Annotated in this window: 28 protein-coding genes; 15 read left to right on the top strand and 13 right to left on the bottom strand. The window is 37.6% G+C overall.

Translation table 11 applies throughout. The annotated features are described in order from the left end of the window. The first annotated feature begins 157 nt into the window (after window positions 1-157). The 7 genes from KG732_RS03700 (at window position 158) to KG732_RS03670 (ending at window position 7,486) form a co-directional block, all read left to right on the top strand. On the top strand, window positions 158-652 hold the full coding sequence (locus tag KG732_RS03700) for a hypothetical protein (RefSeq protein ID WP_213521022.1): 495 nt from the start codon (window positions 158-160) through the stop codon (window positions 650-652). Window positions 653-964: 312 nt separating this feature from the next. Continuing rightward, entirely contained in the window at window positions 965-2,431 is a 1,467-nt protein-coding gene (locus KG732_RS03695; RefSeq protein WP_213521021.1) for a lipopolysaccharide biosynthesis protein, read from the top strand. Continuing rightward, complete coding sequence (dut, locus tag KG732_RS03690; protein WP_213521020.1) at window positions 2,428-2,862, top strand: dUTP diphosphatase; 435 nt, start codon at window positions 2,428-2,430, stop codon at window positions 2,860-2,862. The genes KG732_RS03695 and dut overlap by 4 nt, the downstream gene beginning before the upstream one ends. A 212-nt stretch (window positions 2,863-3,074) precedes the next feature. After that, window positions 3,075-4,091 (top strand): sugar nucleotidyltransferase, encoded by a 1,017-nt coding sequence (locus tag KG732_RS03685; RefSeq protein ID WP_213521019.1) that lies wholly within the window; start codon window positions 3,075-3,077, stop codon window positions 4,089-4,091. A 60-nt stretch (window positions 4,092-4,151) separates the two neighbouring features. Further along, window positions 4,152-5,525, top strand: coding sequence for a tetratricopeptide repeat protein (locus KG732_RS03680; protein WP_213521018.1), 1,374 nt, complete (start codon window positions 4,152-4,154; stop codon window positions 5,523-5,525). Continuing rightward, window positions 5,525-6,280: a DUF4292 domain-containing protein gene (locus KG732_RS03675; RefSeq protein ID WP_213521017.1), complete on the top strand. Its 756-nt coding sequence runs from the start codon at window positions 5,525-5,527 to the stop codon at window positions 6,278-6,280. Before KG732_RS03680 ends, KG732_RS03675 begins: the two co-directional genes overlap by 1 nt. Then, on the top strand, window positions 6,281-7,486 hold the full coding sequence (locus tag KG732_RS03670) for a peptidoglycan DD-metalloendopeptidase family protein (protein WP_213521016.1): 1,206 nt from the start codon (window positions 6,281-6,283) through the stop codon (window positions 7,484-7,486). Between the two features lie 176 nt (window positions 7,487-7,662). On the opposite strand, the gene KG732_RS03665 is transcribed toward KG732_RS03670, so the two are convergent. The 3 genes from KG732_RS03665 to KG732_RS03655 form a co-directional block, all read right to left on the bottom strand. After that, window positions 7,663-8,172, bottom strand: a complete 510-nt coding sequence (locus KG732_RS03665; protein ID WP_213521015.1) for an acyl-CoA thioesterase — start codon at window positions 8,170-8,172, stop codon at window positions 7,663-7,665. A gap of 244 nt (window positions 8,173-8,416) precedes the next feature. Next, complete coding sequence (locus KG732_RS03660; protein WP_213521014.1) at window positions 8,417-9,961, bottom strand: ribonuclease E/G; 1,545 nt, start codon at window positions 9,959-9,961, stop codon at window positions 8,417-8,419. 269 nt (window positions 9,962-10,230) lie between these two features. Further along, window positions 10,231-10,521: an HU family DNA-binding protein gene (locus tag KG732_RS03655; protein WP_213521013.1), complete on the bottom strand. Its 291-nt coding sequence runs from the start codon at window positions 10,519-10,521 to the stop codon at window positions 10,231-10,233. 132 nt (window positions 10,522-10,653) lie between these two features. On the opposite strand from KG732_RS03655, the gene mutY reads away from it, so the two are divergent. From mutY to KG732_RS03630, 5 genes are all read left to right on the top strand, one after another. Then, window positions 10,654-11,697 (top strand): A/G-specific adenine glycosylase, encoded by a 1,044-nt coding sequence (mutY, locus tag KG732_RS03650; RefSeq protein WP_213521012.1) that lies wholly within the window; start codon window positions 10,654-10,656, stop codon window positions 11,695-11,697. A 120-nt stretch (window positions 11,698-11,817) separates the two neighbouring features. Then, window positions 11,818-12,315, top strand: a complete 498-nt coding sequence (locus tag KG732_RS03645; RefSeq protein ID WP_213521011.1) for a single-stranded DNA-binding protein — start codon at window positions 11,818-11,820, stop codon at window positions 12,313-12,315. Between the two features lie 61 nt (window positions 12,316-12,376). Beyond that, window positions 12,377-13,678 carry a gliding motility-associated protein GldE gene (locus KG732_RS03640; RefSeq protein ID WP_213521247.1) on the top strand — a complete coding sequence of 434 codons (1,302 nt, stop codon included), beginning with the start codon at window positions 12,377-12,379 and terminating at the stop codon, window positions 13,676-13,678. Further along, window positions 13,663-14,232, top strand: coding sequence for a gliding motility lipoprotein GldD (gene gldD / locus KG732_RS03635; protein WP_213521010.1), 570 nt, complete (start codon window positions 13,663-13,665; stop codon window positions 14,230-14,232). Before KG732_RS03640 ends, gldD begins: the two co-directional genes overlap by 16 nt. Before the next feature lie 76 nt (window positions 14,233-14,308). After that, window positions 14,309-15,208 (top strand): EamA family transporter, encoded by a 900-nt coding sequence (locus tag KG732_RS03630; protein ID WP_213521009.1) that lies wholly within the window; start codon window positions 14,309-14,311, stop codon window positions 15,206-15,208. On the opposite strand, the gene KG732_RS03625 is transcribed toward KG732_RS03630, so the two are convergent. Continuing rightward, complete coding sequence (locus KG732_RS03625; protein WP_213521008.1) at window positions 15,205-15,561, bottom strand: hypothetical protein; 357 nt, start codon at window positions 15,559-15,561, stop codon at window positions 15,205-15,207. The two genes, KG732_RS03630 and KG732_RS03625, sit on opposite strands and share 4 nt — an antisense overlap. Window positions 15,562-15,868: 307 nt before the next feature. Here KG732_RS03625 and rsmI point away from each other — a divergent pair, with 307 nt between their 5' ends. Continuing rightward, window positions 15,869-16,546, top strand: coding sequence for a 16S rRNA (cytidine(1402)-2'-O)-methyltransferase (gene rsmI, locus KG732_RS03620; RefSeq protein WP_213521007.1), 678 nt, complete (start codon window positions 15,869-15,871; stop codon window positions 16,544-16,546). 141 nt (window positions 16,547-16,687) lie between these two features. Here the strand turns inward: rsmI and KG732_RS03615 are convergent, their stop codons facing one another. The 9 genes from KG732_RS03615 to KG732_RS03575 all read right to left on the bottom strand — a co-directional run bounded on the left by KG732_RS03615 (window position 16,688) and on the right by KG732_RS03575 (window position 23,488). Continuing rightward, entirely contained in the window at window positions 16,688-17,449 is a 762-nt protein-coding gene (locus KG732_RS03615; RefSeq protein ID WP_213521006.1) for an exodeoxyribonuclease III, read from the bottom strand. A gap of 156 nt (window positions 17,450-17,605) precedes the next feature. Continuing rightward, complete coding sequence (locus KG732_RS03610) at window positions 17,606-18,688, bottom strand: isoaspartyl peptidase/L-asparaginase family protein (RefSeq protein ID WP_213521005.1); 1,083 nt, start codon at window positions 18,686-18,688, stop codon at window positions 17,606-17,608. A 48-nt stretch (window positions 18,689-18,736) separates the two neighbouring features. Next, window positions 18,737-19,138 carry an alternative ribosome rescue aminoacyl-tRNA hydrolase ArfB gene (arfB, locus tag KG732_RS03605; protein ID WP_213521004.1) on the bottom strand — a complete coding sequence of 134 codons (402 nt, stop codon included), beginning with the start codon at window positions 19,136-19,138 and terminating at the stop codon, window positions 18,737-18,739. Beyond that, window positions 19,138-20,691: a DUF4301 family protein gene (locus KG732_RS03600; RefSeq protein ID WP_213521003.1), complete on the bottom strand. Its 1,554-nt coding sequence runs from the start codon at window positions 20,689-20,691 to the stop codon at window positions 19,138-19,140. Before KG732_RS03600 ends, arfB begins: the two co-directional genes overlap by 1 nt. After that, window positions 20,688-21,248 carry an ATP-binding protein gene (locus tag KG732_RS03595; protein ID WP_213521002.1) on the bottom strand — a complete coding sequence of 187 codons (561 nt, stop codon included), beginning with the start codon at window positions 21,246-21,248 and terminating at the stop codon, window positions 20,688-20,690. Before KG732_RS03595 ends, KG732_RS03600 begins: the two co-directional genes overlap by 4 nt. Further along, window positions 21,215-21,838, bottom strand: coding sequence for a nicotinamide riboside transporter PnuC (gene pnuC, locus KG732_RS03590; RefSeq protein ID WP_213521001.1), 624 nt, complete (start codon window positions 21,836-21,838; stop codon window positions 21,215-21,217). The genes KG732_RS03595 and pnuC overlap by 34 nt, the downstream gene beginning before the upstream one ends. Then, window positions 21,838-22,098, bottom strand: coding sequence for a hypothetical protein (locus tag KG732_RS03585; RefSeq protein WP_213521000.1), 261 nt, complete (start codon window positions 22,096-22,098; stop codon window positions 21,838-21,840). Before KG732_RS03585 ends, pnuC begins: the two co-directional genes overlap by 1 nt. Window positions 22,099-22,128: 30 nt before the next feature. Further along, a complete protein-coding gene (locus KG732_RS03580; protein WP_213520999.1) occupies window positions 22,129-22,860 on the bottom strand; it encodes a geranylgeranylglyceryl/heptaprenylglyceryl phosphate synthase in 732 nt (243 codons plus the stop codon). Continuing rightward, window positions 22,853-23,488: a 4'-phosphopantetheinyl transferase superfamily protein gene (locus tag KG732_RS03575; protein WP_213520998.1), complete on the bottom strand. Its 636-nt coding sequence runs from the start codon at window positions 23,486-23,488 to the stop codon at window positions 22,853-22,855. The genes KG732_RS03580 and KG732_RS03575 overlap by 8 nt, the downstream gene beginning before the upstream one ends. Before the next feature lie 111 nt (window positions 23,489-23,599). On the opposite strand from KG732_RS03575, the gene ahcY reads away from it, so the two are divergent. Together ahcY and KG732_RS03565 are read left to right on the top strand one after the other, a co-directional pair. Continuing rightward, window positions 23,600-24,916: an adenosylhomocysteinase gene (gene ahcY, locus KG732_RS03570; protein ID WP_213520997.1), complete on the top strand. Its 1,317-nt coding sequence runs from the start codon at window positions 23,600-23,602 to the stop codon at window positions 24,914-24,916. A 116-nt stretch (window positions 24,917-25,032) separates the two neighbouring features. Continuing rightward, window positions 25,033-25,251, top strand: a complete 219-nt coding sequence (locus tag KG732_RS03565) for a hypothetical protein (protein WP_213520996.1) — start codon at window positions 25,033-25,035, stop codon at window positions 25,249-25,251. Window positions 25,252-25,294 lie beyond the last annotated feature (43 nt).

Below are 25,294 nucleotides of genomic sequence, written 5' to 3'. Positions count from 1 at the left end.
TGTCACTTCTCTTGGCTTAAGGAAGATTGTCGTTGGTAATAAAAGAGGAGTTTTCAGCTTTCTAAGGAGATGAGAACGTAAACTCTATTGAGAAACCTATCAAAACGCTATCTTTATAATTCGGCATATTTGTTGAATTCATCAAATAAAATACCTCATGAAATACCTCACGTTATTTATAGCAATTATTTTCAGTTCTTGTAGCTCTCAAAAAATCTCCAAAACCTTGTCCAGCGCTGATTTTAAAGCAGGAGAGCAGCCTTATTATAAAGAATGGACTGGGGGCGCACCAGGTTCTGGAAGTGGGGTAAGCCTTTATTTTCCCACTTCAGTTATAGAAGGACATCAGTTAGAATCGGTTTACTTTCGTGGTATGGAGAATCACAGTGCGAGCTTTACTTCAAACGATAAGCAAATGTTAGTCACTCGCTTTAGTTTTCCAAATACGGACAGGGAGATGAGTTTGGATCCTAAAAACGAATACGGTAATGAAGCACCTCAAATGGAGGGATTGCCCATTAAATTACTTAAAAATGAAGCGGTAATTGCTTTTGAAGTAGACGGAAAAACAAAACTGGTAAAACTGGAAGGTATCACCCAAAAGGAAAGCATTGCTTACCCTAGTGCACCACCACAAGGCGGGGATAATTAAATTTCAGCAAGCAGATAAGGAGATCGCCTTATCTCTATTGAGAAGACCTGCTATTAACTAAGTATGCATTGATTGAAGGTACTCACTTGACCGCTATATCAAGGAGTTTATAATTGTTACCACAGGTCGAAGGCTCACTTTCTAAAACCTGTGAACGAAATTTTTTGCCCTGCCTACGGTAGAAACAGTAGCTGTGATATTGGTATTTAGGTCAAGATTTATTATAGCGGGCTTCCTTATTAAAGACACTTGAAAATCCATACATAATCGTACATTTGAAAGCAAATGAGTTCATTAAAATAAAGCGCGTTTTTGAGTTCCATAAAAAATCTTTTTAAGAATACCTTTATCTACGGGCTAGCCACGGTATTGCCTCGTTTGCTGACGGTTTTATTAACTAAATTACTGACCGAGTACTTACCAGGAAAAGTAGAATTTGGTGAGGTTTCCATCATTTTTTCTTACATCATTTTTGCAAACGTTATCCTTACTTATGGTATGGAAACAGCATTCTTTAGGTTTTATAATGATGCTTCCACAAAAGTGAAAACACTCAGTACTGCGTTAATATCATTATTGGTTACCACTATTGTATTTGGAGCAGCGGCCTATTTGTTTATAGATCAAATAGAAGTAGCAACAGAATTATCTGCTCAATATTGGAAATGGGTCATTGCCATTATCGTATTTGATACTTTAATGGTTATTCCGTTTGCCTATATGCGTGTACAGGGAAAATCGACCAGCTATGCGTTGATTAAATTATTCAACGTAGTTGTTTCTGTAGGAACCAGTTTTTTGTTTTTTACAGCATTGAAATATTTCCCTGCAATAGAACGCTTTCTTCCAGAAGATAGAATTGAGCTCTTTTTCATCGCCTTCCTGGCAGCCAGCTTTATCACGTTTCTAATTGTGATCAAACCCTATTTTATGACATGGGAATTTGATATAGAACTATGGAAGAAGATGTTTACTTATGGCTGGCCTATTCTTTTGGCTGGATTTGCTTTTGCCATTAATGAAACTGTGGATAAAATATTGCTTCAAAAATTACTGCCAGTAGGCGAAGAAGAGGCAGAAGGGATTGTAGGAGTATACACTGCTGGATACCGACTTGCGGTAGGAATGACGTTGTACGCACAAGCCTTTAGATTAGGAGTCGAACCTTTTTTCTTTAGTCAGTCAGGAGATCAAAATGCGACACAACAATATGCGTTGATTACCAAGGCCTTTGTTGCTTTTGGATCAGTGGCCTTGATGGCTTATGTGGTTTTGGTAGATTTAATAAGGCCTTATATTGTTAAAGACGGCTTTGAAACTGCTATGGAAGTGGTACCATTGATTCTTATCGCTTATTTCTTTTCAGGGATTTATCAAACCCTTTCTGTCTGGTATAAAATCCAAGATAAAACCAGGTATGGTGCTTATATTTCTATTACCGCAGCAGTACTTACCATTCTAGTGAATGTACTATTGATTCCGCATATAGGTTATATGGCGAGTGCTTATGCGACTTGTGCTGCCTATGCTTTGATGATGGTTGTTTCTTATTTGATAGGAAGGAAACACCTTGCGGTTCCTTATGAGGTTAAAAATATTTTACTATACTTAACTTTATCGATCAGCTTATCATTGGTATTTTTCTATAGTGTAAGAGAGGGATTTGGTATAGAAAGCTGGCAAACCTATCTTGTAGGAGCTTTAATGACACTTATAATTATAGCAGTAGTGAGCTTACGCGAAAAAGAAATCATTTATAAAATCATCAAAAGAAAATGACTATTAAGATCATAAATAAATCGGCGCACGCATTACCTCATTATGAAACCGAGGCAAGTGCAGGAATGGATTTACGAGCAAGTATTGAAACAGCCATAACTTTACAACCGCTAGAACGAGCCATTATAAAAACAGGGCTATTTATAGAACTTCCTATAGGAACGGAAGCTCAAGTAAGACCTAGAAGTGGTCTGGCTGCCAAAAAAGGGGTTACGGTACTCAATGCGCCTGGAACTATAGATGCAGATTATAGAGGAGAAATAGGAGTCATATTAGTGAACTTATCAAACGAGGCCTTTACCGTAGAAGACGGAGAACGTATCGCGCAACTAGTAATCGCAAAACACGAGCGTGCAGACTGGTATAAAGTAGAAGAATTGAGCAGCACAGAAAGAGGAGCAGGTGGTTTTGGAAGTACGGGAGTAAAATAAAACAAAAAGAGTCGAACAGGGTTTTTACTGAAGATGAGGTAAAAAGCCATCGACGCAAGAGCACTTTATATAGAATCTGGCTCCCCATATACAGCAGATGCAGAAAAGCTAATGCGGTAGTTATGCGATATGATTGAAGAAGTAAATAAACCAGAACGTTTCAAAAAGAGGTGTTCTGATAATAATATTAATCTAGACTAAGCAATAGAAAAATGAAAATAATAGTACCTATGGCAGGTCGTGGTTCACGATTGCGCCCACACTCACTTACCGTTCCTAAACCATTAATCCCTATTGCAAATCAGCCCATCGTTCACCGATTGGTAAAAGATATTGCACGTATTCTTTCAGAGCCAGTAGAAGAAATTGCTTTTATACTGGGAGATCCAGCATTTTTTGGAGATGATGTAGTAAAAAGCTTAGAAGAACTGGCAAATGGCCTAGGCGCCAAAGCCAGTATTTACAGACAACTCCAGCCATTAGGCACCGGTCATGCCATCATGTGTGCCGAGCCATCTCTTTCAGGGCCAGCAGTAGTTGCTTATGCAGACACTCTTATCAGAGCTAGCTTTGAATTGGATCCAGCAGCAGATGCGGTGATCTGGACCAAACAAGTGGACCAGCCTGAAGCTTATGGAGTTGTAAAATTAAACGACAAAGAAGAAATCGTAGAACTGGTAGAAAAGCCTGCACAATTTGTGAGCGATCAGGCAGTTATTGGGATCTATTATTTTAAAGAAATTGCAGACCTTAAAAAAGAACTTCAGTTTGTGATCGATAACGAGATCGTTAACGGAGGCGAATACCAGATCAATGATGGTATCAAAAGGATGATGGCTTCTGGAAATATTTTTAAAACAGGTGCTGTAGACGAGTGGATGGACTGTGGTAACAAGAATGTTGCGATAGAAACCAACCAGCGCATCATGACTTTTATGGAAAAGGATGGAAGTGAAGAAATCAACTCACAACCTATTTTAGAGGATTCTAAAATCATCCAGCCTTGTGTGATTGACAGTAGTGTGGTACTTAAAAACAGTACCGTAGGACCTCATGTGTCTATAGGCGCAGGAAGTATTATTGAAAATTGTACGATAACCAACTCCTTGATCCAGAACAACTCGATCATTAAAAATGCAATTTTAGAGGAGGCTATGATAGGAAGCCACGTAAAATACAATGGGAAGTATACTAAAATAAGCATAGGAGATTATTCTACGTTGGAATAACGCCTAATTTAACAGATCATTGTAAGGGCTATTTGGTACAACTTTTGAAAATAACGACACATGAACAGGTCATTTAAAACATTCTCATTTATCGCGATGATTTTCTTGAGCAACTCCATTTTTGCTCAAGAAGAAGTCTTTTCTGATGAGGTAAATGTGGACGACTTGGGAGATGTATCTGACGCATTTAAAGATAATTTTTTCAATGCCCTAGCTGCAAAAGCGATTGGCAATCACGACAAGGCAATTCAATATTTAGAGGCTTGTGAGAAGTTAGAACCAGAAAATGGTGCAGTGCAATTTGAATTGGGTAAGAACTACTTGATGAGTGACGCTTTCGCGAAAGCAGAACAAAAAATAACTCGAGCCATAGAAATAGCAGGTGAAACAGAATGGCTGCTGGAAACCTTATACGATGTCTATGACAAGCAAAAGCAGTACGATAAATCCTTAAACGTTTTAGAAAAGCTCGTAAAAATCAATGAGAATTACGAGGAGTTATTGCCTTATCAGTATGCGAGAGCAAACAACAACAAGGAAGCGCTAGCTATCATTGAGAAGCTAGATAGGCGTCTAGGGGAAGAGGAACGACGCACTCAGTTAAAAGAACAGATACAAGCACGCCTGGATATAAATGAAGCCAGAGACGGTAACATCGAAGATTTAGAGCGAGCGATTGCTTCAAACCCTAAAGATGAGAAAGCTTATGTCAACTTGATCTACCTTTACAGTAAGAAAAACAATACAGAGAAAGTTCAAGAAGTTGCAGAGGCACTGGAAAAGAATCTGCCTGAAAGTGATAAAGCACAACTGGCACTGTACAAGATTTATCTGGAAAATGGTAAAACATCTAAAGGAATCAAAAGCATGCAAAAAATTTTTGAGTCGGCTCAGTTTGATATAGAGACTAAAATCAATGTACTCAACGATTACATACAGTCTGGTGGCGCAGATTTAGACGATGAAGAAATTCAACATGCCATAGATGACTTTGCAGATCAAGTAGAAGATGTAAACGCTTTTAGTGCTTTGGGAGATTATTATTTGAAGCGAAAAGAGGCTGCAAGAGCCGTATCATTCTATGAAAAAGGACTAGAGCTGGACGATAAGAATTATGATTTGATCAAAAAAGTAGCGCTTTTAAGTATCGACATTAAAGACTATAAAAAGACGTTAGAAGTCACCGGCCGAGCATTGGAAATTTTCCCTGCACAAGCCCTACTTTATTTGTTAAGTGGTGTCGCACATAACCATCTTAACGAACCAGATAAGGCGATTAGTCAGTTAGAAACTGGATTGAGTTTCTTACTCGACGAGCCCAAGCTAGAAAGCGATATGTATCAGCAACTCGCATGGAGCTACGATCAAAAAAACGAAACAACTAAAGCGGCAACTATGCGTTCTAAAGTTAAAGCACTGTCTAAAAAAACCTAATGAAATACTTAAAGTACCTCCCTATAGCTTTGTTTTTATTACTTGCAGGCTGCTCCAGTACACAACGAGCAGCAAATAATGCAACGGCAACAGCCAAAAAGTCTAAAGTGGTAAAAGCCCACGAAGCGGCACGTACCGATTTTAAAACCATGAGTTCGCGGCTTTCTGTAAGCTATGACAATTCTATAACCACCCGATCCTTTACGGTAAATTTACGTATGGAAAAGGACAAGCAAATCTGGATGAGCGCTGGGCTTTTTGGGATTACAGCGGCAAAGGTGTACATCACACCAGATCGAGTTCAGTTTTACGAAAAGTTAAATAAAAGAGCTTTTGATGGCGACTTTAGCTTGATCAGCGACTTTTTAGGTGAAGAAATTAGCTTTCAGCAATTGGAAGATTTGCTGTTGGGACAGGCAGTAGAACCTTTGGGTAAGAAGGATTTTGCTATTGTAAATAACGAATATCAGTTTCAGCAAATTTCCGTGATTGCTAAGATTTTTAAGTTGCGACCTACAGATTTTAAAGTTTCTGAACAATCCATTTCTAAGCCTTCTGAAGGAAGTTTTTTAAAGGTAAATTACCCAGAATATCAAATGGTAGATGGAAAAATCATTCCTACAGAAATTAAAATCGATGCCCTTCAAGGCGACCGAGTCTCTAAGGTAGAAATGGAACTAAAGAGTGTGGACTTTGATCAAGAGATGACCTTTCCGTTTAACATGCCATCAGGCTATAGCCCATTCCAATTGTAGATGAAAAAGCATATTTATTTGTTGTTGTTGTTGTTGTTGTGTTTCGCTTTCGCGAAAGCGCAATCAGAAAAAGCTGCTCTAGAAGAACGCAAAGCTAAAATTCAACAAGAAATCAATCAGTTCGATAGATTGTTGAAGAACGTTAGAAAAGAAGAAAAAACCATGGTATTGCTCGTGGAAACCATTGATAAAAAAATATCGCGAACGCAAGAGATCATTAATCTTACCAACAAACAGGCCAATACGCTTACCAGAAACATCAAAGCTAATGCTGCTGAGATTAAGAAACTGGAAGTGGAGATTAAAGCATTAAAAGCAGAATATGCTGAAATGATTGTTAAAGCCTATAAATCTAAAAACGATCAAAGTCGCTTGATGTTTTTACTGAGTTCTGAAGATTTTTTGCAAGCTTATAAAAGAGTGCAATACCTACAGTCTTATGCTAACTATCGCAAAAAACAAGCCGATGAGATTTTGTTAAAGTCAACTGCACTAGCAGATAAGAATATAGAACTAGAAAATGAGAAAAAAGAGAAAACTCGCGTGTTGGATCTCAATCAAAGACAACGAGCAGCGCTTAAAACAGATAAAGTAGAGCAAGTAGACTTACTGGCCGTGGTAAAGGCAAATGAAAAGAAATACGCCGCAGACATCAAGGAGAAATCCAGAGAACGCAATAAAATAGATCGAGAATTAAGAGCTTTAATCGCTGCAGATATCAAAGCTTCCAATAAAGGAAAAACAGGTGCCGTTGCCAATAAATTCTTCCTAACTCCAGAAGCTAAACTACTCGCTAATAATTTTATTAGTAATAAAGGGAAGTTGCCATGGCCAGTGGAAGAAGGTTTTGTGTCTAGGCGTTATGGGAAACAACCACATCCAGTAGTGCGATCTCTTACTATAGATTCCAATGGGTTGAGATTGCAAAGTCCTAGTGGGGCTAAAGTGCGCGCTATTTTTGAAGGCGAGGTGATCCGTATTACCAAGAGTAAATACGGTATTCTAGCGGTACATATACGACACGGTAATTACACTTCTATTTACGACAATTTGAAATTAGTAAGCGTAGAAAAAGGAGATAGGGTGAAGACCAAAGATAGGATAGGAGAAATATTTACCTCTAACTCTGGTGAGACAGAGCTCAAATTTGTCTTAATGCAAGACACAGAGACGGTGGACCCAGCACAATGGATTGCAAGAAAGTAAGGGTTGAGGATAGAATATCAAAAAAACCAAATTTGTTTCCTCTTGCCTAAATTATAAGCTACAAATATTTGTTCGAGCTGTAGTAGGAAACTTCTATGCTAGAATGGGGAACTAAAAACTTCGAATACCCGGTAAAACCTATTGTCTACCGGGTATTTTTATGAAATTCAAAATTTCTATTCAAAAAGTGCTTTCAATTCTGTAGCATCTTTTGCTTTCATTTTTCCAGCAAGAACAAGGCTGAGTTGTTTGCGTCTTAAGGCCGCGTCGTAACGTTGTTTTTCTATTTCGGTTTCTGGTGTGATTGGAGCGATTTGAATAGGTCTTCCAGTATCGTCTACCGCCACAAAAGTGTAGATGGCTTCGTTTGCTTTGGTGCGCTCGCCACTTTCTCGATCTTCTACCCACACGTCCATATAAACTTCCATGGAGCTCTTAAATGATCTGGTGACTTGTGCTTCTATAGTAACCACACTACCTAGAGGTACCATTCTATTAAAGGCTACGTGATTGACAGATGCGGTAACCACAATACGCCTGGAATGACGTCTCGCAGCAATACTTGCAGCGCGATCCATACGTGCCAGCAACTCACCGCCAAATAAATTATTCAACGGATTGGTCTCGCTAGGCAATACCATATCGGTAACCGTAGTAAATGACTGTGAAGGTGTTTTAGCATCCATGGCACTCAATTTTTTTTGCAAAGGTACACGCTATTAAAGAGGCTATTTGATTATTTTAGAAAATATTGTGTCCAAATTCACCTGTGATCAACCGGTTCTATCTTGGAAGGTACATGCTTATTTCTTTCTCACTGAATTAAATTAGGCATCAATTTCTATTTTCTTAGGGAAATGGAAATGTACAACCTTAAAATACTCCATAAAAAAACGCCTACAGATCAAAGCCTGTAGGCGTTTTGTGTTTTTAAGTAAGATCGTTACCATCTTTATCTTTGAAATTGTATTCTAGATAAGTATAGGCATCTCTAGGTACTACCTTGATCCATTTTTTGTGGTTCATGAACCACTTGGATCTAATAGAAGGATAACCTTTAGTTATAAAAGCGGCAATAAAAGGATGTGCATTAAGCGTTATCTTTTTTACACCAGCTTTAAGGTGTCGTTCTAATGTTTCGGTAATTTCCTGAATGACGAGAATTGGAGCTTGTATCTCTTCTCCGTTTTTTCCGTCAGGATTTTCCTCACGAGTTTTGATATTTACTTCTTGCCTTACACGCTGTCTAGTAATCTGGATCAAACCAAATTTACTAGGAGGAAGGATCTTGTGTTTTGCACGGTCATCTGCCATTTCATCTCTGATGTGCTCGTAAAGTTTCTTGCGATTCTCTGCTTTGCGCATGTCGATAAAATCGACCACAATGATTCCACCCATATCTCTAAGCCTTAACTGGCGTGCAATCTCAGTTGCAGAGATCATGTTGGTTTCTAGTGCGGTGTCTTCCTGACTGTCGGCTTTATTAGATCTATTTCCAGAGTTGACGTCTATAACATGCATGGCTTCTGTATGTTCTATAACAAGGTAAGCACCTTTACTCATAGAAACGGTACGTCCAAATGATGTTTTGATTTGTCGTTCGATACCAAATTTTTCAAAAACAGATGTTCTCGGATTGTGGTATTTTACAATGGACTCTTTATGTGGGGCAATAGTTTTCAAATAGTTTTTAATTTCTTGAAACACCTCTTCATCATCAACGACAATCGAAGTGTACGTATCATTAAAAACATCTCTCATAAGGGAATTGGTACGACTTACTTCAGTCATAACCTTTGTCGGGAATTGTGCCTTGTGTATTTTACTACACATGGTTTCCCATTTTTCAACAAGATTTTGTAAATCTTGGTCCAGCTCTGCTACGAGTTTACCTTTAGCAACGGTGCGCACAATAACGCCAAATCCTTCAGGTTTAATACTTTTTACAAGTCTTTTTAGTCTGCTTTTTTCTTCTCGATCTTCTATCTTTTGAGATATAGATATCCGGTCAGAAAAAGGAACGAGAACGACATACCTACCGGGTAAAGACAACTCAGCACTTAGGCGAGGTCCTTTAGTAGAAATAGGTTCTTTAACTACTTGAACAAGAACGGGTTGTGTAGGGGATATAGCATCTTCAATAGCACCGTGTTTTTCTATATCTTTTTCAAATTTGATATCTTTAAGTGCAAAATTTTTGCGTCTACCGCTCAAAACTTGTCTGGTAAATTTAAGTTGGGTTAGGTATTTTACACCGAGGTCGTGATAGTGTAAAAACCCGTCTTTTTCATAGCCTACATCTACAAATGTAGCGTTGAGCCCTGAAAGAACCTTTCGTGACTTTGCAATGAATATGTCACTTACCGCAAACTTAGTTTTTTCTTCATCTTTGTGTAATTCGACTAGTCTACCATTTTTAGTTAGCGCATAATCGATTTTTGTAGCACTGGAACGGATAATAATTTCTTTATCCATAATTCCTGTAATGTTTATAACCTCACTTTTTCTAACGATTAGAAATAGTAAAGTATGTTTATAATTAAAATTGTACAAGCAATCTAGTACTTGTACGTTAAACGAGTTGTCATTTGCAACCCTATTTCAAAGAACTATTAAAATACAAAAAGTAGCCTTAGACTACTTTTTCTTTTTGTGACGATTAGCACGACGACGTTTTTTACGTTTGTGCGTTGCAACCTTATGTCTTTTTCTCTTTTTACCGCTTGGCATATCTCTTATATTTTTTACTTAACTTTTACGTTTGATTTTACTCCATCTACAAACACTTTTGCTGGTTTGAATGCTGGTATATTGTGGGCAGGGATTTTAATAGTGGTGTTCTTTGAAATGTTACGTCCAGTCTTCTCAGCTCTAGTCTTTACTATAAAGCTACCGAAACCTCTTAAATATACATTTTCTCCAGTTTCAAGAGATTCTTTCACTTCATTCATGAAAGATTCTACAGTTGCCTGCACATCAGTCTTCTCCATTCCCAGTTTGTCTGAAATTTTGGATACGATATCTGCTTTAGTCATTTGTTAGATATAATTTAATTAGGGTTAAATTTAATAAGCGTGCAAATATACCTTAAAAAACTAAATATGAAATCCCTAACCAATTAAAATTTAAGAAGATATATATTGCAGGGGTCAAAATACACGCATTTTATGAACTTTTCAAGACAACTTGTTGATTGGTATATAGTTAACAAAAGAGTACTGCCCTGGAGAGATACAGAAAACCCATATTTTATTTGGTTAAGTGAAGTGATTCTACAGCAAACAAGGGTTCAGCAAGGCCTACCTTACTATCAAAGTTTTGTTAAAACCTATCCAACAGTAGAGAAACTAGCTGCTGCGCCCCAAGATGAAGTGCTGAAGTTATGGCAAGGATTGGGCTATTATTCCAGGGCTAGAAACTTACAAGCAGCTGCTTTACAAATAGTGGAGGACGACCTAAAGTTTCCAGACAATTATAAGGATTTATTAAGGCTTAAAGGAGTTGGAGATTATACAGCAGCAGCTATTGCAAGTTTTGCTTTTCATGAAGTGGTCCCTGTAGTGGATGGTAATGTGTATCGAGTATTGTCTCGATTGTATGGCATTTCTACTCCTATTAACGTGCCTGCTGGAGTAAAGCAGTTCAAGGAGCTCGCTACAAAACTGTTGAATAAAAAAGAGCCAGCTACACATAATCAAGCCATTATGGAGTTTGGAGCATTGCAATGCACCCCTAAAAATCCTGATTGTAGTTCTTGTCCTTTTAAATTGGATTGTGTGGCTTTTCAAGAAGATACCGTAAGAGATTTGCCTGTAAAATTAAAAAAAGCCAAAGTAAAAAGTCTTTACCATCATTATGTAGTTGTGCAAACTCCCTCAGGAAAAACAATTATGAACCAGCGAGATAACAGTAATATTTGGGCAGGATTATTTGAGTTTCCTTACATAGAGGCAAATGGATCTCTTTTATCTAGTGAAGTTATTGGGCATGATGTGTTTAAAGAGGTTGTAGGAAAGTCTCGCTTTCGCGAAAGCGTCTACAATCAACAACCCATTATTCATAAACTATCTCATAGAAAGATTCACGCTTACTTTTGGGTCGTGAAGGTAGAAGAAGAACTTGAAACTGCCGTTCTTGTTGAAGAAGCATTTCAAAAACCTGTTTCTGTCTTAATAGAACGATTTATGAAAAAATTCTGGCAAAGAAACTAAAAGTATTTTGTAAATTAGGACTGCTAAGGTTCAAGCGATATGGGCGTTTTTCTTATCTTTGGTTGCTTTTTTAAATACCGTACAAAAGACTATTTCTATAAATTCAATACAAATTAAATTATGGCAGGCACTGTTAATAAAGTGATTTTGATAGGTCACACAGGAGATGAAGTAAAGATGAAATATTTTGAAGGGGGGAATTGTATAGGTAGATTTCCTCTAGCTACAAATGAAGAGTATGTAAATCGCAGCACAGGAGAACGCGTTTCCAACACAGAGTGGCACAATTGTGTTGTAAGAAATAAAGCTGCTGAAGTTTGTGAAAAGTATCTAAAAAGAGGGGATAAAATTTATGTAGAAGGACGTATTAAAAATAGACAGTGGACTGGAGAAGATGGACAACAACGGTATACTACGGAAATTCAAGTACAAGAGTTTACTTTTTTAACTCCTAAAAATGAATCCTCGACAACTAGTAGTTCACCACAAAGTGGTTCTACACCTGAAACTCAAAAACATCAACAAGCTCCAGAGCAAAAAGATACATCGCCTAATTCGTATAGCCAGCCTCAAACAGACAGTGGTAATGTAAGTGAAGACGATGATTTACCATTTTAATTTAAAAGGAATTAATTCACTCTAATTGGATATTGACTCACCGCATTTTTTTAGTCTTTTAATGATTTCCAGTGGAGATCAATTGATGTATTTAATAGTTTTCATACTACTGCTTATAGGGAGTGCCTTGATCAGCGGGGCAGAGGTTGCTTTTTTCAGCCTTTCTAATACAGAGTTAGAGGATGAAAGCCAAGACTTTCCCCGGCGTAGCATTATTAAAAAACTCCTGAAGAGGCCCAAAAAATTATTGGCCACTATTTTAATTGCAAATAATACAATCAACATCACTTCGGTATTGATTTTTGGGATTCTCAGCGACACTTGGTTGGAAAAAGTGAAGCCTATCGCCATCGATTTTGGCTTTCAGTTTGATCTAGATATTAGGTTTGTGATGGAAGTTGTCGTTGTAACCTTTTTGATTTTATTGTTTGGTGAGATTTTCCCAAAGGTTTACGCTAACCGAAACCCAAAGACTTTTTCCAGTTTTATGGCGATACCCCTAAATATTCTTGATAAAATATTTAGTTTTATTAGTCTACCGATGCGTTATGTGACCTTACAAATACAAGACCGTTTAGGAAGTAAGAAGTCCAACATAACAGTTTCTCAATTATCACAGGCGTTGGAACTTACAGATGGTAATGATACTACCGATGAAGAACAACAACTGCTCCAAGGGATTGTAAGCTTTGGTAATACGCACACCAAAAATGTCATGCGCAATCGCACTGACGTCTTTGCCCTTGATGAAAGCCTGCCTTTTAAAGAAATCATCCCTCAGGTTATTGAGCATGGTTACTCCCGAATACCCTGTTATTACGAAAGCATAGATCAAATTACAGGGGTCTTGTATGTTAAAGATCTGTTGCCTTATATAGATCGTAAAAATTATGAATGGAAAAAGTTACTCAGGGAAGCCTACTTTGTTCCTGAAAATAAAAAGTTAGATGATCTTTTACAAGAATTTCAAGAGAAGAAAAAGCACATCGCTATAGTGGTGGATGAATATGGAGGCACGAGCGGTCTGATTTCATTAGAAGATATTATAGAAGAGATCGTTGGAGATATCAGTGATGAGTTTGACGAGGAAGATTTAATATATTCCAAGCTTGACGATAAGAATTATGTTTTTGAAGGTAAAACACAATTAAAGGATTTCTATAGAGTCTTAGACTTAGAGGAAGAGGATATCTCCATATTTGAGAATGGCAAAGGAGAATCAGAGACCCTTGCCGGATTTTTACTAGAACAAACCGGTCACTTTCCTAGAAAATTAGATCAAATACCTTTTCACAACATGACCTTTTTAGTAGAAGTCATGGATAAGAAACGCATTAAACAAATAAAATGTACACTAGCTTAAGAATTCTATTGGTAATGTTGGTGGTCTTTGGGATTTCCAGTTGTAATGACCAAAAAGTATTGCCCAAGCCTAGTGGCCAGTTAGCACTTGATTTTCCAAAAGGGAATTATGTGAGTTCAGATGATATGAATTGTCCCTTTTCTTTTAAAGTAAATGAGTATGCACGAGTACGCTCTAAAAGCGATTGTTCTATGAAGATTGAATATCCTGCCATGGAAGCAACGGTATATCTCAACTATAGACCCATAGAAAACAATCTCAGACAATTGCTTATCGACGGACAAAAACTATCCTATGAGCACAATCAAAAAGCTGATGTTATTGTAGACTTTCCCTTTGCTAATAGGCTTAATAATGCTTACGGTATGATGTATGAAATAGAAGGTGATGCAGCTTCTAACGCTCAATTTTATGTCACTGATAGTACCAAGCATTTTCTAACAGCTTCCTTATACTTTTACACACAACCAAACTATGACTCTATTCTTCCAGCAGTAGACTATGTGAAAGCTGATATGGTCAAAATGATGGAAACCTTGAGGTGGAAGGAATAAATATTATTTACAACACTTTGTTAAAATCCTTGCATTTACCATGGTTTAAAATGTAACCTTTGCGCTTTTTAAACCTATGGACAACTCTAAGTTAAAGTACCTTTACCTCGTTATTCTAAGCTTGATTTGGGGCTCTTCTTTCATCTTAATCAAAAAAGCATTAGGTCAAGATAGCGGAAGCTTAGTATTGCAACCTCTGCAATTAGGGGCTTTACGCACCATGATTTCTGGGGCTATACTTATTTCTATAGGTTGGAAATCATTTGCTGTTACACAAAGAAAGGACTGGCGATGGCTAGCGCTTTCTGGATTATTAGGAACATTTTTTCCAGCTTTTTTATTTGCCTACGCGCAAACCCAAATCGATAGCGCTATAAGCGCCATACTTAATTCTACCGTTCCATTAATAACCTTAATTATGGGAGCGCTGTTTTTTGGTATTTCTTTCTCACGCAACCAATTCATAGGGGTTATCATTGGTCTTGTCGGAGCTATAGGATTAGTCCTGGCAGGTATGGAGAGCCATCCCGAAAAAAACTATCTTTTTGCAGGCTTGATACTCGTTGCTTGTACTTGTTATGCCAGTAATGTAAATATTATAAAAAGATACCTGCAAAACATCCAACCCCTTGCTATTGCGACCGGTAATTTTGTATTTATAGTACCTCTGGCAACTATTGTTTTTTTTAGTGCAGATGGTGCTTCCATTGATTTTGATAGCTCGGCAGTTCAACAAAGCTTTATTTATATCATTATCTTGTGTGTTTTTGGAACGGTAGCGGCTAAAGTGATGTTCAATAAGTTGGTGCAAATGACTTCTCCAGTATTTGCTAGCTCTGTTACTTATTTAATGCCCGTGATAGGATTGACATGGGGGGTTTTAGATGGGGAATTGTTTAATATTTGGCAAGTTATTGCAACAGCAATAATTATTGTTGCGGTAGTCTTGGTCACTCGGGAGAAGAAGAGGCTCTAATCGATAACCTCACTAACTATCATATATTCGACAATTGCTTCTTTCATCAATAAGGATTGTTCTCCAGCTTTAAGTGCAGGTAATTTTTCTTTTACTACATAATGAGGCCATTTATCATCATCATAATGAGAGAATTCATAGTAACCATACGGTTCTAATACTCGACATATAGCTATATGCATGAGTTGTAATTTTTCATCTTTTTTGAATTTGCGATGCAATTGTCCTAATTCTTGCACCCCTATTATAAATAGAATCGCATCAAGATCCATTTCATCTCCATCTGCAAATCGGGATTGAAAAAACGCTACGGTGCGCATCCACCGGTCTTTTAATTGCTCATCTCTGCTCATGGGGCAAAGATACTTCTAGAAAGCTATTTGGCCTCAGCATTCTAATTTAATTCTGCTTAAATAGGTTAACAAGTAGCTTTAAAATTCAAAATAGCGTTCTGGATTTTTCTTCTTCTCTTTTTATTACATACTTTAAAATAGCTACTACAGATCATTTGTCCTATGATATGGAACTGCAGCCAAAGAAATAGTAAAGAAGTTTCTTTGGCTTAACGTCTTGTTTAGTTTTTATTTAAAGCCATCAAGAGGGTTTTAAAGCACCTTCTTCCATGCTAACTTTTCTATATTTGCACTCTAAATGCTACACATGAAACTTTTCCTTGTTCCTACACCTATTGGTAATTTAAAAGACATGACTTATCGAGGCGTAGAAATACTGAAAGAGGTAGACCTCATTCTTGCCGAGGATACGAGAACAAGTGGTAAGTTATTGCAGCATTATGGCGTTGCGACACAAATGCTTTCTTACCATATGCACAACGAGCATAAGATAAGTGACACCATTGTAAGTCGTATCAAATCTGGAGAAAGCATGGCATTAATTACAGATGCGGGTACCCCAGGAATAAGCGATCCTGGTTTTTTACTGACAAGAAAACTCATAGAGAATGGAGTAGAAGTACAATCTTTACCGGGGGCTACAGCTTTTGTCCCTGCACTTACAGTTTCTGGAATGCCTTGCGATAAATTTGTTTTTGAAGGATTTCTTCCCGTAAAAAAGGGAAGGCAAAAACGTCTTGAATTTTTAAAAGAAGAAACTAGAACTATCGTTTTCTATGAATCACCTCACAAACTATTAAGAACCTTAGCCGACTTCAAATTGCACTACGGTGAAGAACGACTGGTTTCTATTTCTCGAGAGATTACTAAGCTATATGAAGAACATTTTAGAGGCACTCTAACAAATGCTATTGCTCATTTTGAACATAAAAAGCCCAAAGGGGAATTTGTAGTCGTCCTAGAAGGCCGTCCGGGATATTTGTAAATTCTTATTTCATATAAAACCAATAATGAAGCAATTGGTCATTCCAAAAACAGTGGCTTGAGAACTCCTGACGGTGTTATAAAGCCTTTTCTAAATTTGTCTTGGACCAGCTAGGACTATAGAGATATTTTACCATCAGAATTAATCAATTTCCACCATTACTGGACAGTGATCACTGTGGACTGCCTCACTTAGGATTACAGATCTTTTAACACGATCCTGCAAACTTTCGTTGACCATGTGATAATCTAATCTCCAGCCTTTATTTCTCGCTCGAGAACCACCGCGATAACTCCACCAAGAATACTGATCTGGCTGATCGTTAAAGATTCTAAACGTATCTATAAAACCACTTTCTACAAATCGATCCATCCACTCACGTTCTTCTGGCAAGAAACCAGATGTGTTTTTTAAACGTTCTGGATCGTGAATATCGATGGCTTGATGACAAATGTTGTAATCACCACAAATCAATACATTGGGATATTTCTTTCTCAATTCTTTAGAATACTCCAAAAATTGCTCCATATATTCAAATTTAAAGCTCAATCTCGCATCATTAGTTCCGCTAGGCAAGTACATGCTCATTACAGATATATCGCCAAAATCTGCTCTGATATTTCTTCCTTCATGATCCATGGTCTTTATACCAGTGCCGTACTCTATATGATCTGGTTTTATTTTAGCAATAATGGCCGTTCCAGAATAACCTTTCTTCTGCGCACTGTAATAGTACTGGTATTGATATCCAGCAGCAGTAAAAGCTTCTGTGTCTATTTGATCTTTATGAGCTTTTATTTCTTGTAAACAAAGGACATCCGGATTTGCCGCAGTAAGCCATGCTATAAAGTCTTTTTTCATTGCGGCTCTGATACCGTTTACGTTGTAGGAGATGATTTTCATTGGGGTATTATTTCAATTTCAATTTAGAATGAGAAGACCGAAGTCTGCCTGTAGTAATTTATTGTGTCGCTTGGGGCGTTCTATGTGTGTAGCCTAATAAGTCCGAGTTTTTTGATATCTAAGATTTCAGAATTTTAAAAATTCTTTATACTTCGATTACTCCTTATACATTCCGACCGTTAGTGTTCCTTGATCATCCATCATGGCGCGGTACATTCCTTCGGTATTAAACTCCATGGAGATATTGCCCAAATAATCTAAAGCAACGATACCACCAGTACCGCCTAAATCGACGAGTTTTTTTTGGATCACTTCTTCTGTAGCTTCTTCAAGTCTTTTACCTCCATATTCCATTAATGCACTAATGTCATAAGCTACTTGTGCTCTAATAAAATACTCTCCATGTCCAGTACTAGAAACCCCACAGGTGGCATTGTTAGCATAGGTACCGCTGCCTATAATAGGAGAATCACCTATTCGGCCGTATTTTTTATTAGTCATACCACCAGTGCTAGTTCCAGCAGCGATATTTCCATTTTTATCTAGAGCAACACAACCTACAGTCCCGTATTTAGAGTCTTTAATAAAAGGATCTTCCAGTTCTAAAAAAGCTGTTTTGCGGTCATTTTCTTTTTCTTTAGCCAGAACTCGCTGCAAAGATTGGTACCTATTCTCTGTAAAAAAGTAGCTATTGTCTACTAATTCAATGTTGTCGTAGCTAAGAGATTTTGCAAACTCGTCTGCTCCTGCGCCACTCAGTAACACATGTTCTGAGTCAGTCATTACTTTCCGGGCAAGAGAAATCGGATTTTTTACGGTGGTTACTCCGGCAACAGCACCTGCATTTAAGGTCTTTCCATCCATAAAACTAGCGTCTAAAGAGTTGATCCCATCATGGGTAAATACAGCACCCTTACCAGAATTAAACAAAGGAGAATCTTCCATAATTCTTATGCTTGTTTCTACAGCATCCATAGCATCTCCACCATTTTTGAGGATCTCGTGTCCTGCTTTTATAGCTTCAGATAGTTTTTCCCTATACTGAAGCTCTAATTCTGGAGTCATGTTCTCCTTTTTTATGGTTCCAGCACCACCGTGAATTACTAAAGCAAATTCGTTAGTTTTTGGTTCTGGAAGTTGAGTTGTTTTAGAACGGCTGGTGTCCGTAGAGGAGGGGCCAGTTTTTTGGTTACAAGAAATTAAAATAAGGGATAGAATGAAGAAGGCGTAATGTCTCATAAGGAAAAATTGGTGATGGATAAATTATTGCTTTTTATGGGGAACCCCCTACAGAGGGTTAAATTTTCGGTCTTTCTTTTTATCACTATGTTTTTTTTTATCGTTAAGGCGTTTGCGTTTTATGGCTTTGGGAACGATTCTTTTTTTGCGAATTTTAGGAATTACACTAGCTCTTGAAAGTATAGCAAGCAGTTTTTTAAGTGCGAGTTCTTTATTTTTTGTTTGACTTCTAGATTCTTGACAGTTGATTTGCAGGACTCCTTCTTTGGTAAGTTGTTTTGATAATGCGGTTAGTATCCTTTCATGTTCCGCTTTCGCGAAAGCGAGACTATTTAAAACATCAAAGGTCAACTGTATCTTTGTGGCAACTTTATTGACGTGCTGTCCACCTGGGCCACTGCTGGTAGTAGCCTTGTAAATTACTTCTTTATGTAAACGCTCTATATTCATCAGTCCAATTGATGTGTAGATTTTAGTAAATCAGTTACTGTTTTTACTGGATTAAAAGTAATGAGAGGGACCTCGACAAACACGCTATTCCAATACGCCATGCCTCCATTCCACAAACCAGGAAGTTCTTGAGCTTTGATTTCTTGACCCTGGTGGGATTTGTAGGTAATAAAACCAGTGTCTTCATCGCAATATTTAAACAGGTTATATTTTTCCCCTTTGTGATTACGCACGTTACAAATTAAGTCTACTGGATTGAAATGTGTAGCTTCGTTAGCAATTTTTTTCTGTCTTGGATCGCTTTTGTTTATTTGTACAGTTTCAACAATCTCGATGGATAATTCCCCACGGTGATTGTACACCCAAAAGGGCCCACCGCCAGCCTCTCCCTCATTTTTTACCATGCCACAAACACGTAAAGGTCTGTCTAATTGATCGTAAAGATGCTCGAGCTGGTAATTGGTTTTGTATTTATAATAGTCTTTAGGCAGTACCGCAGAGAGCTCTTCTGTCAAGAATTTTTCAATTTTTATCCTTGTAGAATCTTCAACTTCATTTTTCTCTAAAACAGTTAAGTACTCAAAAATCCTAGTTCTTAGGTGCAAAAGATATCCCGCTAGAAGTTTCTTGTAATAGGAGGTTTCTTTTTCCAAACTTGAGATGGTAACATTATCTATGTTTTTTATAAAAATAAGGTCTGCATCTAATGTATTAAGGTTGTTGATCAGGGCTCCATGTCCCGCTGGTCTGAAAAATAAAGTGCCGTCTTCAAGGACTATTGGGTTGTCTTTTTGGTCTACGGCAATTGTATCAGTTGCTGCTGATTGGTAAGAAAAGTCTATTACAAATTTTGTTTTGGCCCTTTTCTCAACATTAATTTTAATCTGCTCCATCTTTGTCCTAAAGGCCTCTTCAAAGGCAGGAGCAATTGTAAAATGCAATTTGGCTTTTCCATTACTTGATGCGTATGCAGCTGCTTCAAAAAGGTGCTCCTCAAAGGCACTGGCGCTGCGATCTTCGTATTTGTGAAAAGGTACAAGACCTTTAGGCATTGCAGAATAATTAAAGCCGTCAGGCGTGAGTACTTCCTTGACAAAAAGGGTTTCTTTTTCTGATTTTGATTTGTTATACCAGTCTGGATGTTTCTTTTTTATAGATTCCATTATTTCATCGTAAAAAGGTAAATCACGTCTACCTACTAAAAAAGTAAAGAGATCATTTGCTTTATTGTTGTTGATATAACTATTAATGCTCTGTTTGTGCTGGTTAAAATTATTAAGAAATTCATGTAGAAATTTAAACATGCGACTTGCGGCACCACTGGCAGGCACAAATTTGATCATATCTAGTTGATCCTTAATGAATTCATAATTAGATAGTAAGGTATCCACATTTAATTGTTCGATAGGTATGATCCCATCATTGATCGTGGCGGCCCTATTCAAAATCACTCCTGGAAAACCGTTTTTAAAACGGTAGAGTTGCTTTTCAAGTGTTTGCTTTGATATTCCTTTATCCTGAAGTTGTTTTTCTTGTACTGCAGTTAGTTTCATTTGTCTTCTAGCTTTTTTATGGCGTTAAGAGCATTTTTAAAACGCTCCTCTCCAGTCCCACTGATAATACTATAGTTTTTTTGGAAATCTAGCAGTCCTTTTTCAAATCTCCCAAACATCTCTTTCCTATCCTTTGGTCGATCCCTTAATCCGTCTGCTACCCAAGGAATATCAATATCTAAAAGTAAATATAAGTCATAATCGCTTTTCCTTACTGCTTTCTCTAGTACTGCAGGTGCTTTATCGAAATAAGCTAATGAATATACATAGGTTTCAAGTACATCGGTATCACAAAAAAGATAACCTTTTGCAGTTGTTAATGCATGGTTTTCCGCTTTTCTTTGTCCTACGGCTATAGGAACTAAATCTTCATAGTCACATACCTTCCCAGTTCGATCCAGCTTTTCTTGAAGGTATGGACGTGCGTATTCATCTACTTTTATTGTTTTAAAGTGATCTGTAAGTTCGCAAGCAAGTGTACTCTTACCAGTACTCTCGGGCCCGTAGAGAACGATTTTTATGCCTATAAAGGCTCTTTGTTGAGGTATTTTTTCCATTCTTGATAACCTTTCCAGGCAATGATCGATAAGAATATAAATAAAAGTCCAGTCAATCCATAACCTTTATAAAAATATAAGGGAACTGAAATCACGTTAGCCGCTAGTAAAACCAGCCAGTATTCCATTTTGCGCAGTGCCATTAACCACATACCCACAAAAGCAATGCTCGTGGTTAGTATGTCTAGATAGCTTACCCAGTTTTCAAACCTTTCAAATTTCCAATAAATGAAATAAACAACTATTCCAGAACCTATAAATATCGCTGATGATTTTAACCAGTCCAAGCGGTCTGTTACTGAAATAGGAGTGACTTTTCTATTTTCATCTTTTCTGGTCCAAATATACCAACCGTAGACACTCATCACAAAATAATAAATATTGATGATCATATCACCCAACAAGTTCCATTCATTTAATAAATAAACAAATAGTACTGTGCTGATGATCCCGTAAGGAAACACGAGAACATTATTTTTTAAAGAATAGAGCACGCTGATGACGCTAGCTATGACAGCAATCGCTTCTAGAAGTAGGTGCGTTGTGCTGTATTCACTATACTGTCCAAAAATGAACGCTACAACCTCCATTAAAAGAACGGCTCGTAATCGCTACGATCTGTTGTTACAACTTTGATATAAAAAAGAACAGCTTTAGTTTTTTCCATGCTGGCAGCCATTTCCTTTGTTATAAATTCCATCAAGGGTACAAATTCTCCATAAATCTGGGTCGCTAGCGGATTCTCCATAACCGTAAATTTTGAGTTGCGTAGGGCTTTTATAAAATTGATGATGTGCTGTTCATAATCGCTTTGAAGTGGTGACATGGTCAGTTCTATGGATGCTTTCATTTTTTTTTAGATTGTTATAGCGTCACAAAGCTAGCCATTCCAATTGATATTCTCTTCAATTGCCGTTCCTACTACCACTATTTTTGCCCCAGCATGGTAAACAGCTTCTATTTGAGCTGTAGTTCTTAATCCGCCGCCCACAATTAAAGGAACATTTATTTGAGCACTTACTTCACGCACAATCTCTATAGCAACAGGGTTTACAGCTCCACTTCCAGCCTCTAGGTAGACCAGTTGATTTCCCATTAACGCAGCAGCATAAGCGTGATTCACAATGTTTTGAATATTTTTTTGGGACAAAGGCAATGTTTTAGAAACACGCTGTACAGCTGTTTCTTTACCGCCATCGATCAAAAGATAACCTGTTGGAATGACCTCTAGGGATGTTCCTTTTAACTGCATAGCCGCATCTACCTGATGCTCGATTAAAAATTTTGGATTACGCCCAGAAAGAAGGCTTAGAAATAATAGCCCGTCGGCATTTTTAGTGAGCTGCTCTGGAGTCCCTGGAAATAGCACTACATCAGTTTCAGAGTGTTCTTTTAGTAGTTTGACCCATTGATTAATGTCTGTATCTCCCATCGTACTGCCACCCACCAAGAAGAAAAATTGATCGATGTGCAGCTTTTTTTTTAGAGAAGACATGGTTAGAGGTATCGCTTTCGCGAAAGCGGCAATAGCATCTAACTCCATTTTTTCTGGATCAATCAATACAGCAAGACTGCGATTTGCTTGTTGTATACGTTGAAGTAACTCAGGCATTACGGGATGGAATTACGTATGCGAGCATAAAGTTTTCTACCTCTTTAAAAAAAACGTCAAAATTTAGATGATCATCTTTAAAAACAATTCGAGCCAGCGTTTGATCGCTTTGCATGCTAAAAGGCTCTACAAGACAATGTGCTTTAAAACCAAGTCCTTTATGGCCGTAGAGTTTGTACATAGATTCTTTAGCTCCCCAAACAACGGTAAGTTCTTTTACAGGATCTTCTAGGGATGCAATAAATTCTTCTTCATAACCTATAAATTTAGAAGCGATGCGTTTTATTTTATCACGTTGTTTCTCAATATCTATTCCTATAGGTACATCACTGACAATAATAGCAGTAAATTCAAAACTATGTGTGATAGAAATATACTTGTGATCATTGAGGTGAGGTTTTCCATCCTCTGAATAATAGAGATCTAAATCCCGGTATCCTGCATGTTTTAATAAGTGCCTAATGCTTAAAAAACCACGCCTATGTAATTCTGAACTCATAATAGACAGTCGGTTTACCGAGTTTTGCGACAGATCTATGTCTGCTCTTAAAAAAGCTTCGGGCTCGGTGATTTTCCAAATAAAAATCTGAGTGTTTTCACGGTTGTTAATGGATTGAAAAAGCGGCATGAAAATCGACTGGTTTTTTGTAAGTTTGCAGCCGCAATTTAATAAATAAAAAGGCATTTAAATTGTTGATTTTTAATAAGTCAGCAATGTGCTTACAAAAATAATAAGTCTATGAGTATTAAAACAGTTCCTTACGTTCCTTATAAAGTAAAAGACATGTCTCTTGCAGAGTATGGTCGTCTAGAAATAGAATTAGCCGAAGCGGAGATGCCTGGCTTGATGTCATTAAGAGAAGAATTCAAAAAAGAGCAGCCGCTTAAAGGGGCGCGTATCGCTGGATGTCTTCACATGACGATACAAACTGCTGTATTAATTGAAACACTTGTGGCCTTAGGAGCAGAAGTTACATGGTCATCTTGTAATATTTTTTCTACACAAGATCACGCTGCTGCTGCTATAGCTGCCGCTGGAGTTCCTGTTTATGCTTGGAAGGGTATGAACGAGGAGGAGTTCAACTGGTGTATCGAGCAAACGCTCTTCTTTGGGGAAGATCGCAAGCAGTTGAATATGATTTTAGATGATGGTGGAGATTTAACCAATATGGTTTTTGACCAGTTCCCAGAATTAGCTAAAGGAATCAATGGGCTGTCTGAAGAGACCACTACGGGAGTGCACCGGCTATATGAGCGTATGAAGAATGGAACACTGGTAATGCCAGCCATCAACGTCAACGATTCGGTCACTAAATCTAAGTTTGATAACAAATACGGTTGTCGTGAAAGTGCTGTTGATGCAGTACGTCGTGCTACCGATACCATGCTTGCTGGCAAGCGTGTTGTGGTTTGTGGTTATGGTGATGTAGGAAAAGGAACCGCTTCTTCCTTTAAAGGAGCAGGGTCTATAGTTACAGTTACTGAAATTGATCCTATTTGTGCTTTACAAGCCGTAATGGATGGTTTTGAAGTAAAGAAACTAGAGAATGTAGTAGCAAATGCAGACATCGTGATTACCACCACCGGGAACAAGGATATCATACGGGGGGAACACTTTAAGTCGATGAGAGATAAAGTGATCGTTTGTAATATCGGCCACTTTGACAATGAGATAGATGTCGCTTTTCTGAATACCAATTATGGAAACACTAAAGTAGAGATCAAGCCACAGGTAGACAAATATACCATTGATGGGAAAGACATCATACTTCTTGCCGAAGGCCGATTGGTTAATTTAGGTTGTGCAACGGGACACCCTAGTTTTGTAATGAGCAATTCATTTACCAATCAAACGTTAGCTCAAATGGAACTTTGGAACAATAGAGATGCTTATGAGAATGAAGTATACATGTTACCTAAACATTTAGATGAAAAAGTAGCCGCATTACACCTAGAAAGAATGGGTGCTGAGCTTACAGAATTAAAGAAGGATCAAGCCGATTACATAGGTGTAAAAGTAGAGGGGCCGTTTAAGCCAGAATACTATAGGTATTAAGAATTCCTTAAAATTCATCCTGTTTGTTAGGAAATATCAGAAAATAGTTTAACTTTTGACACTTAGGGGAATATTACTGTTACGCTTTCTCGAAAGCGAAATTAAATGAAAGAAAAATGGATATAATAAAAGACGCAAATGAATGGCTCGGCGCATCGATGAGTAACATGTCAACAAGTGACAGAGTGCATTCTTCAAGAAAAGCTAAAGAGCTTATTCTAGGCATCAACGAAGTGTACAAAGAAACCAAAGACGAAAAATTAATGGATCTCATGAAATTGCTTACCGCAAAGAAGCAAAAGATCGAGAAGCGCCTTAAAGGAATTAGAACCTAAAGCTCTGACATATTTAACAGAAATCCCGATGAGATGTTCCAAA

Origin of the sequence: Nonlabens sp. (assembly GCF_018401815.1) — a bacterium.
Classification (GTDB): domain Bacteria; phylum Bacteroidota; class Bacteroidia; order Flavobacteriales; family Flavobacteriaceae; genus Nonlabens.
This window is presented reverse-complemented; position numbering and strand designations above follow the sequence as displayed.

Coding starts and splice junctions, on each gene's coding strand:
- mutY (WP_213521012.1), top strand. CDS start 10,654: ATGAACTTTTCAAGACAACTTGTTGATTGGTATATAGTTAACAAAAGA.
- KG732_RS03580 (WP_213520999.1), bottom strand. CDS start 22,860: ATGCCTGAGTTACTTCAACGTATACAACAAGCAAATCGCAGTCTTGCT.
- dut (WP_213521020.1), top strand. CDS start 2,428: ATGACTATTAAGATCATAAATAAATCGGCGCACGCATTACCTCATTAT.
- ahcY (WP_213520997.1), top strand. CDS start 23,600: ATGAGTATTAAAACAGTTCCTTACGTTCCTTATAAAGTAAAAGACATG.
- KG732_RS03615 (WP_213521006.1), bottom strand. CDS start 17,449: ATGAAAATCATCTCCTACAACGTAAACGGTATCAGAGCCGCAATGAAA.
- rsmI (WP_213521007.1), top strand. CDS start 15,869: ATGAAACTTTTCCTTGTTCCTACACCTATTGGTAATTTAAAAGACATG.
- KG732_RS03680 (WP_213521018.1), top strand. CDS start 4,152: ATGAACAGGTCATTTAAAACATTCTCATTTATCGCGATGATTTTCTTG.
- KG732_RS03700 (WP_213521022.1), top strand. CDS start 158: ATGAAATACCTCACGTTATTTATAGCAATTATTTTCAGTTCTTGTAGC.
- KG732_RS03655 (WP_213521013.1), bottom strand. CDS start 10,521: ATGACTAAAGCAGATATCGTATCCAAAATTTCAGACAAACTGGGAATG.
- KG732_RS03600 (WP_213521003.1), bottom strand. CDS start 20,691: ATGAAACTAACTGCAGTACAAGAAAAACAACTTCAGGATAAAGGAATA.
- KG732_RS03610 (WP_213521005.1), bottom strand. CDS start 18,688: ATGAGACATTACGCCTTCTTCATTCTATCCCTTATTTTAATTTCTTGT.
- KG732_RS03595 (WP_213521002.1), bottom strand. CDS start 21,248: ATGGAAAAAATACCTCAACAAAGAGCCTTTATAGGCATAAAAATCGTT.
- KG732_RS03565 (WP_213520996.1), top strand. CDS start 25,033: ATGGATATAATAAAAGACGCAAATGAATGGCTCGGCGCATCGATGAGT.
- KG732_RS03675 (WP_213521017.1), top strand. CDS start 5,525: ATGAAATACTTAAAGTACCTCCCTATAGCTTTGTTTTTATTACTTGCA.
- pnuC (WP_213521001.1), bottom strand. CDS start 21,838: ATGGAGGTTGTAGCGTTCATTTTTGGACAGTATAGTGAATACAGCACA.
- KG732_RS03685 (WP_213521019.1), top strand. CDS start 3,075: ATGAAAATAATAGTACCTATGGCAGGTCGTGGTTCACGATTGCGCCCA.
- KG732_RS03630 (WP_213521009.1), top strand. CDS start 14,309: ATGGACAACTCTAAGTTAAAGTACCTTTACCTCGTTATTCTAAGCTTG.
- KG732_RS03625 (WP_213521008.1), bottom strand. CDS start 15,561: ATGAGCAGAGATGAGCAATTAAAAGACCGGTGGATGCGCACCGTAGCG.
- KG732_RS03645 (WP_213521011.1), top strand. CDS start 11,818: ATGGCAGGCACTGTTAATAAAGTGATTTTGATAGGTCACACAGGAGAT.
- KG732_RS03575 (WP_213520998.1), bottom strand. CDS start 23,488: ATGCCGCTTTTTCAATCCATTAACAACCGTGAAAACACTCAGATTTTT.
- KG732_RS03640 (WP_213521247.1), top strand. CDS start 12,377: ATGATTTCCAGTGGAGATCAATTGATGTATTTAATAGTTTTCATACTA.
- KG732_RS03665 (WP_213521015.1), bottom strand. CDS start 8,172: ATGGATGCTAAAACACCTTCACAGTCATTTACTACGGTTACCGATATG.
- arfB (WP_213521004.1), bottom strand. CDS start 19,138: ATGAATATAGAGCGTTTACATAAAGAAGTAATTTACAAGGCTACTACC.
- gldD (WP_213521010.1), top strand. CDS start 13,663: ATGTACACTAGCTTAAGAATTCTATTGGTAATGTTGGTGGTCTTTGGG.
- KG732_RS03660 (WP_213521014.1), bottom strand. CDS start 9,961: ATGGATAAAGAAATTATTATCCGTTCCAGTGCTACAAAAATCGATTAT.
- KG732_RS03585 (WP_213521000.1), bottom strand. CDS start 22,098: ATGAAAGCATCCATAGAACTGACCATGTCACCACTTCAAAGCGATTAT.
- KG732_RS03670 (WP_213521016.1), top strand. CDS start 6,281: ATGAAAAAGCATATTTATTTGTTGTTGTTGTTGTTGTTGTGTTTCGCT.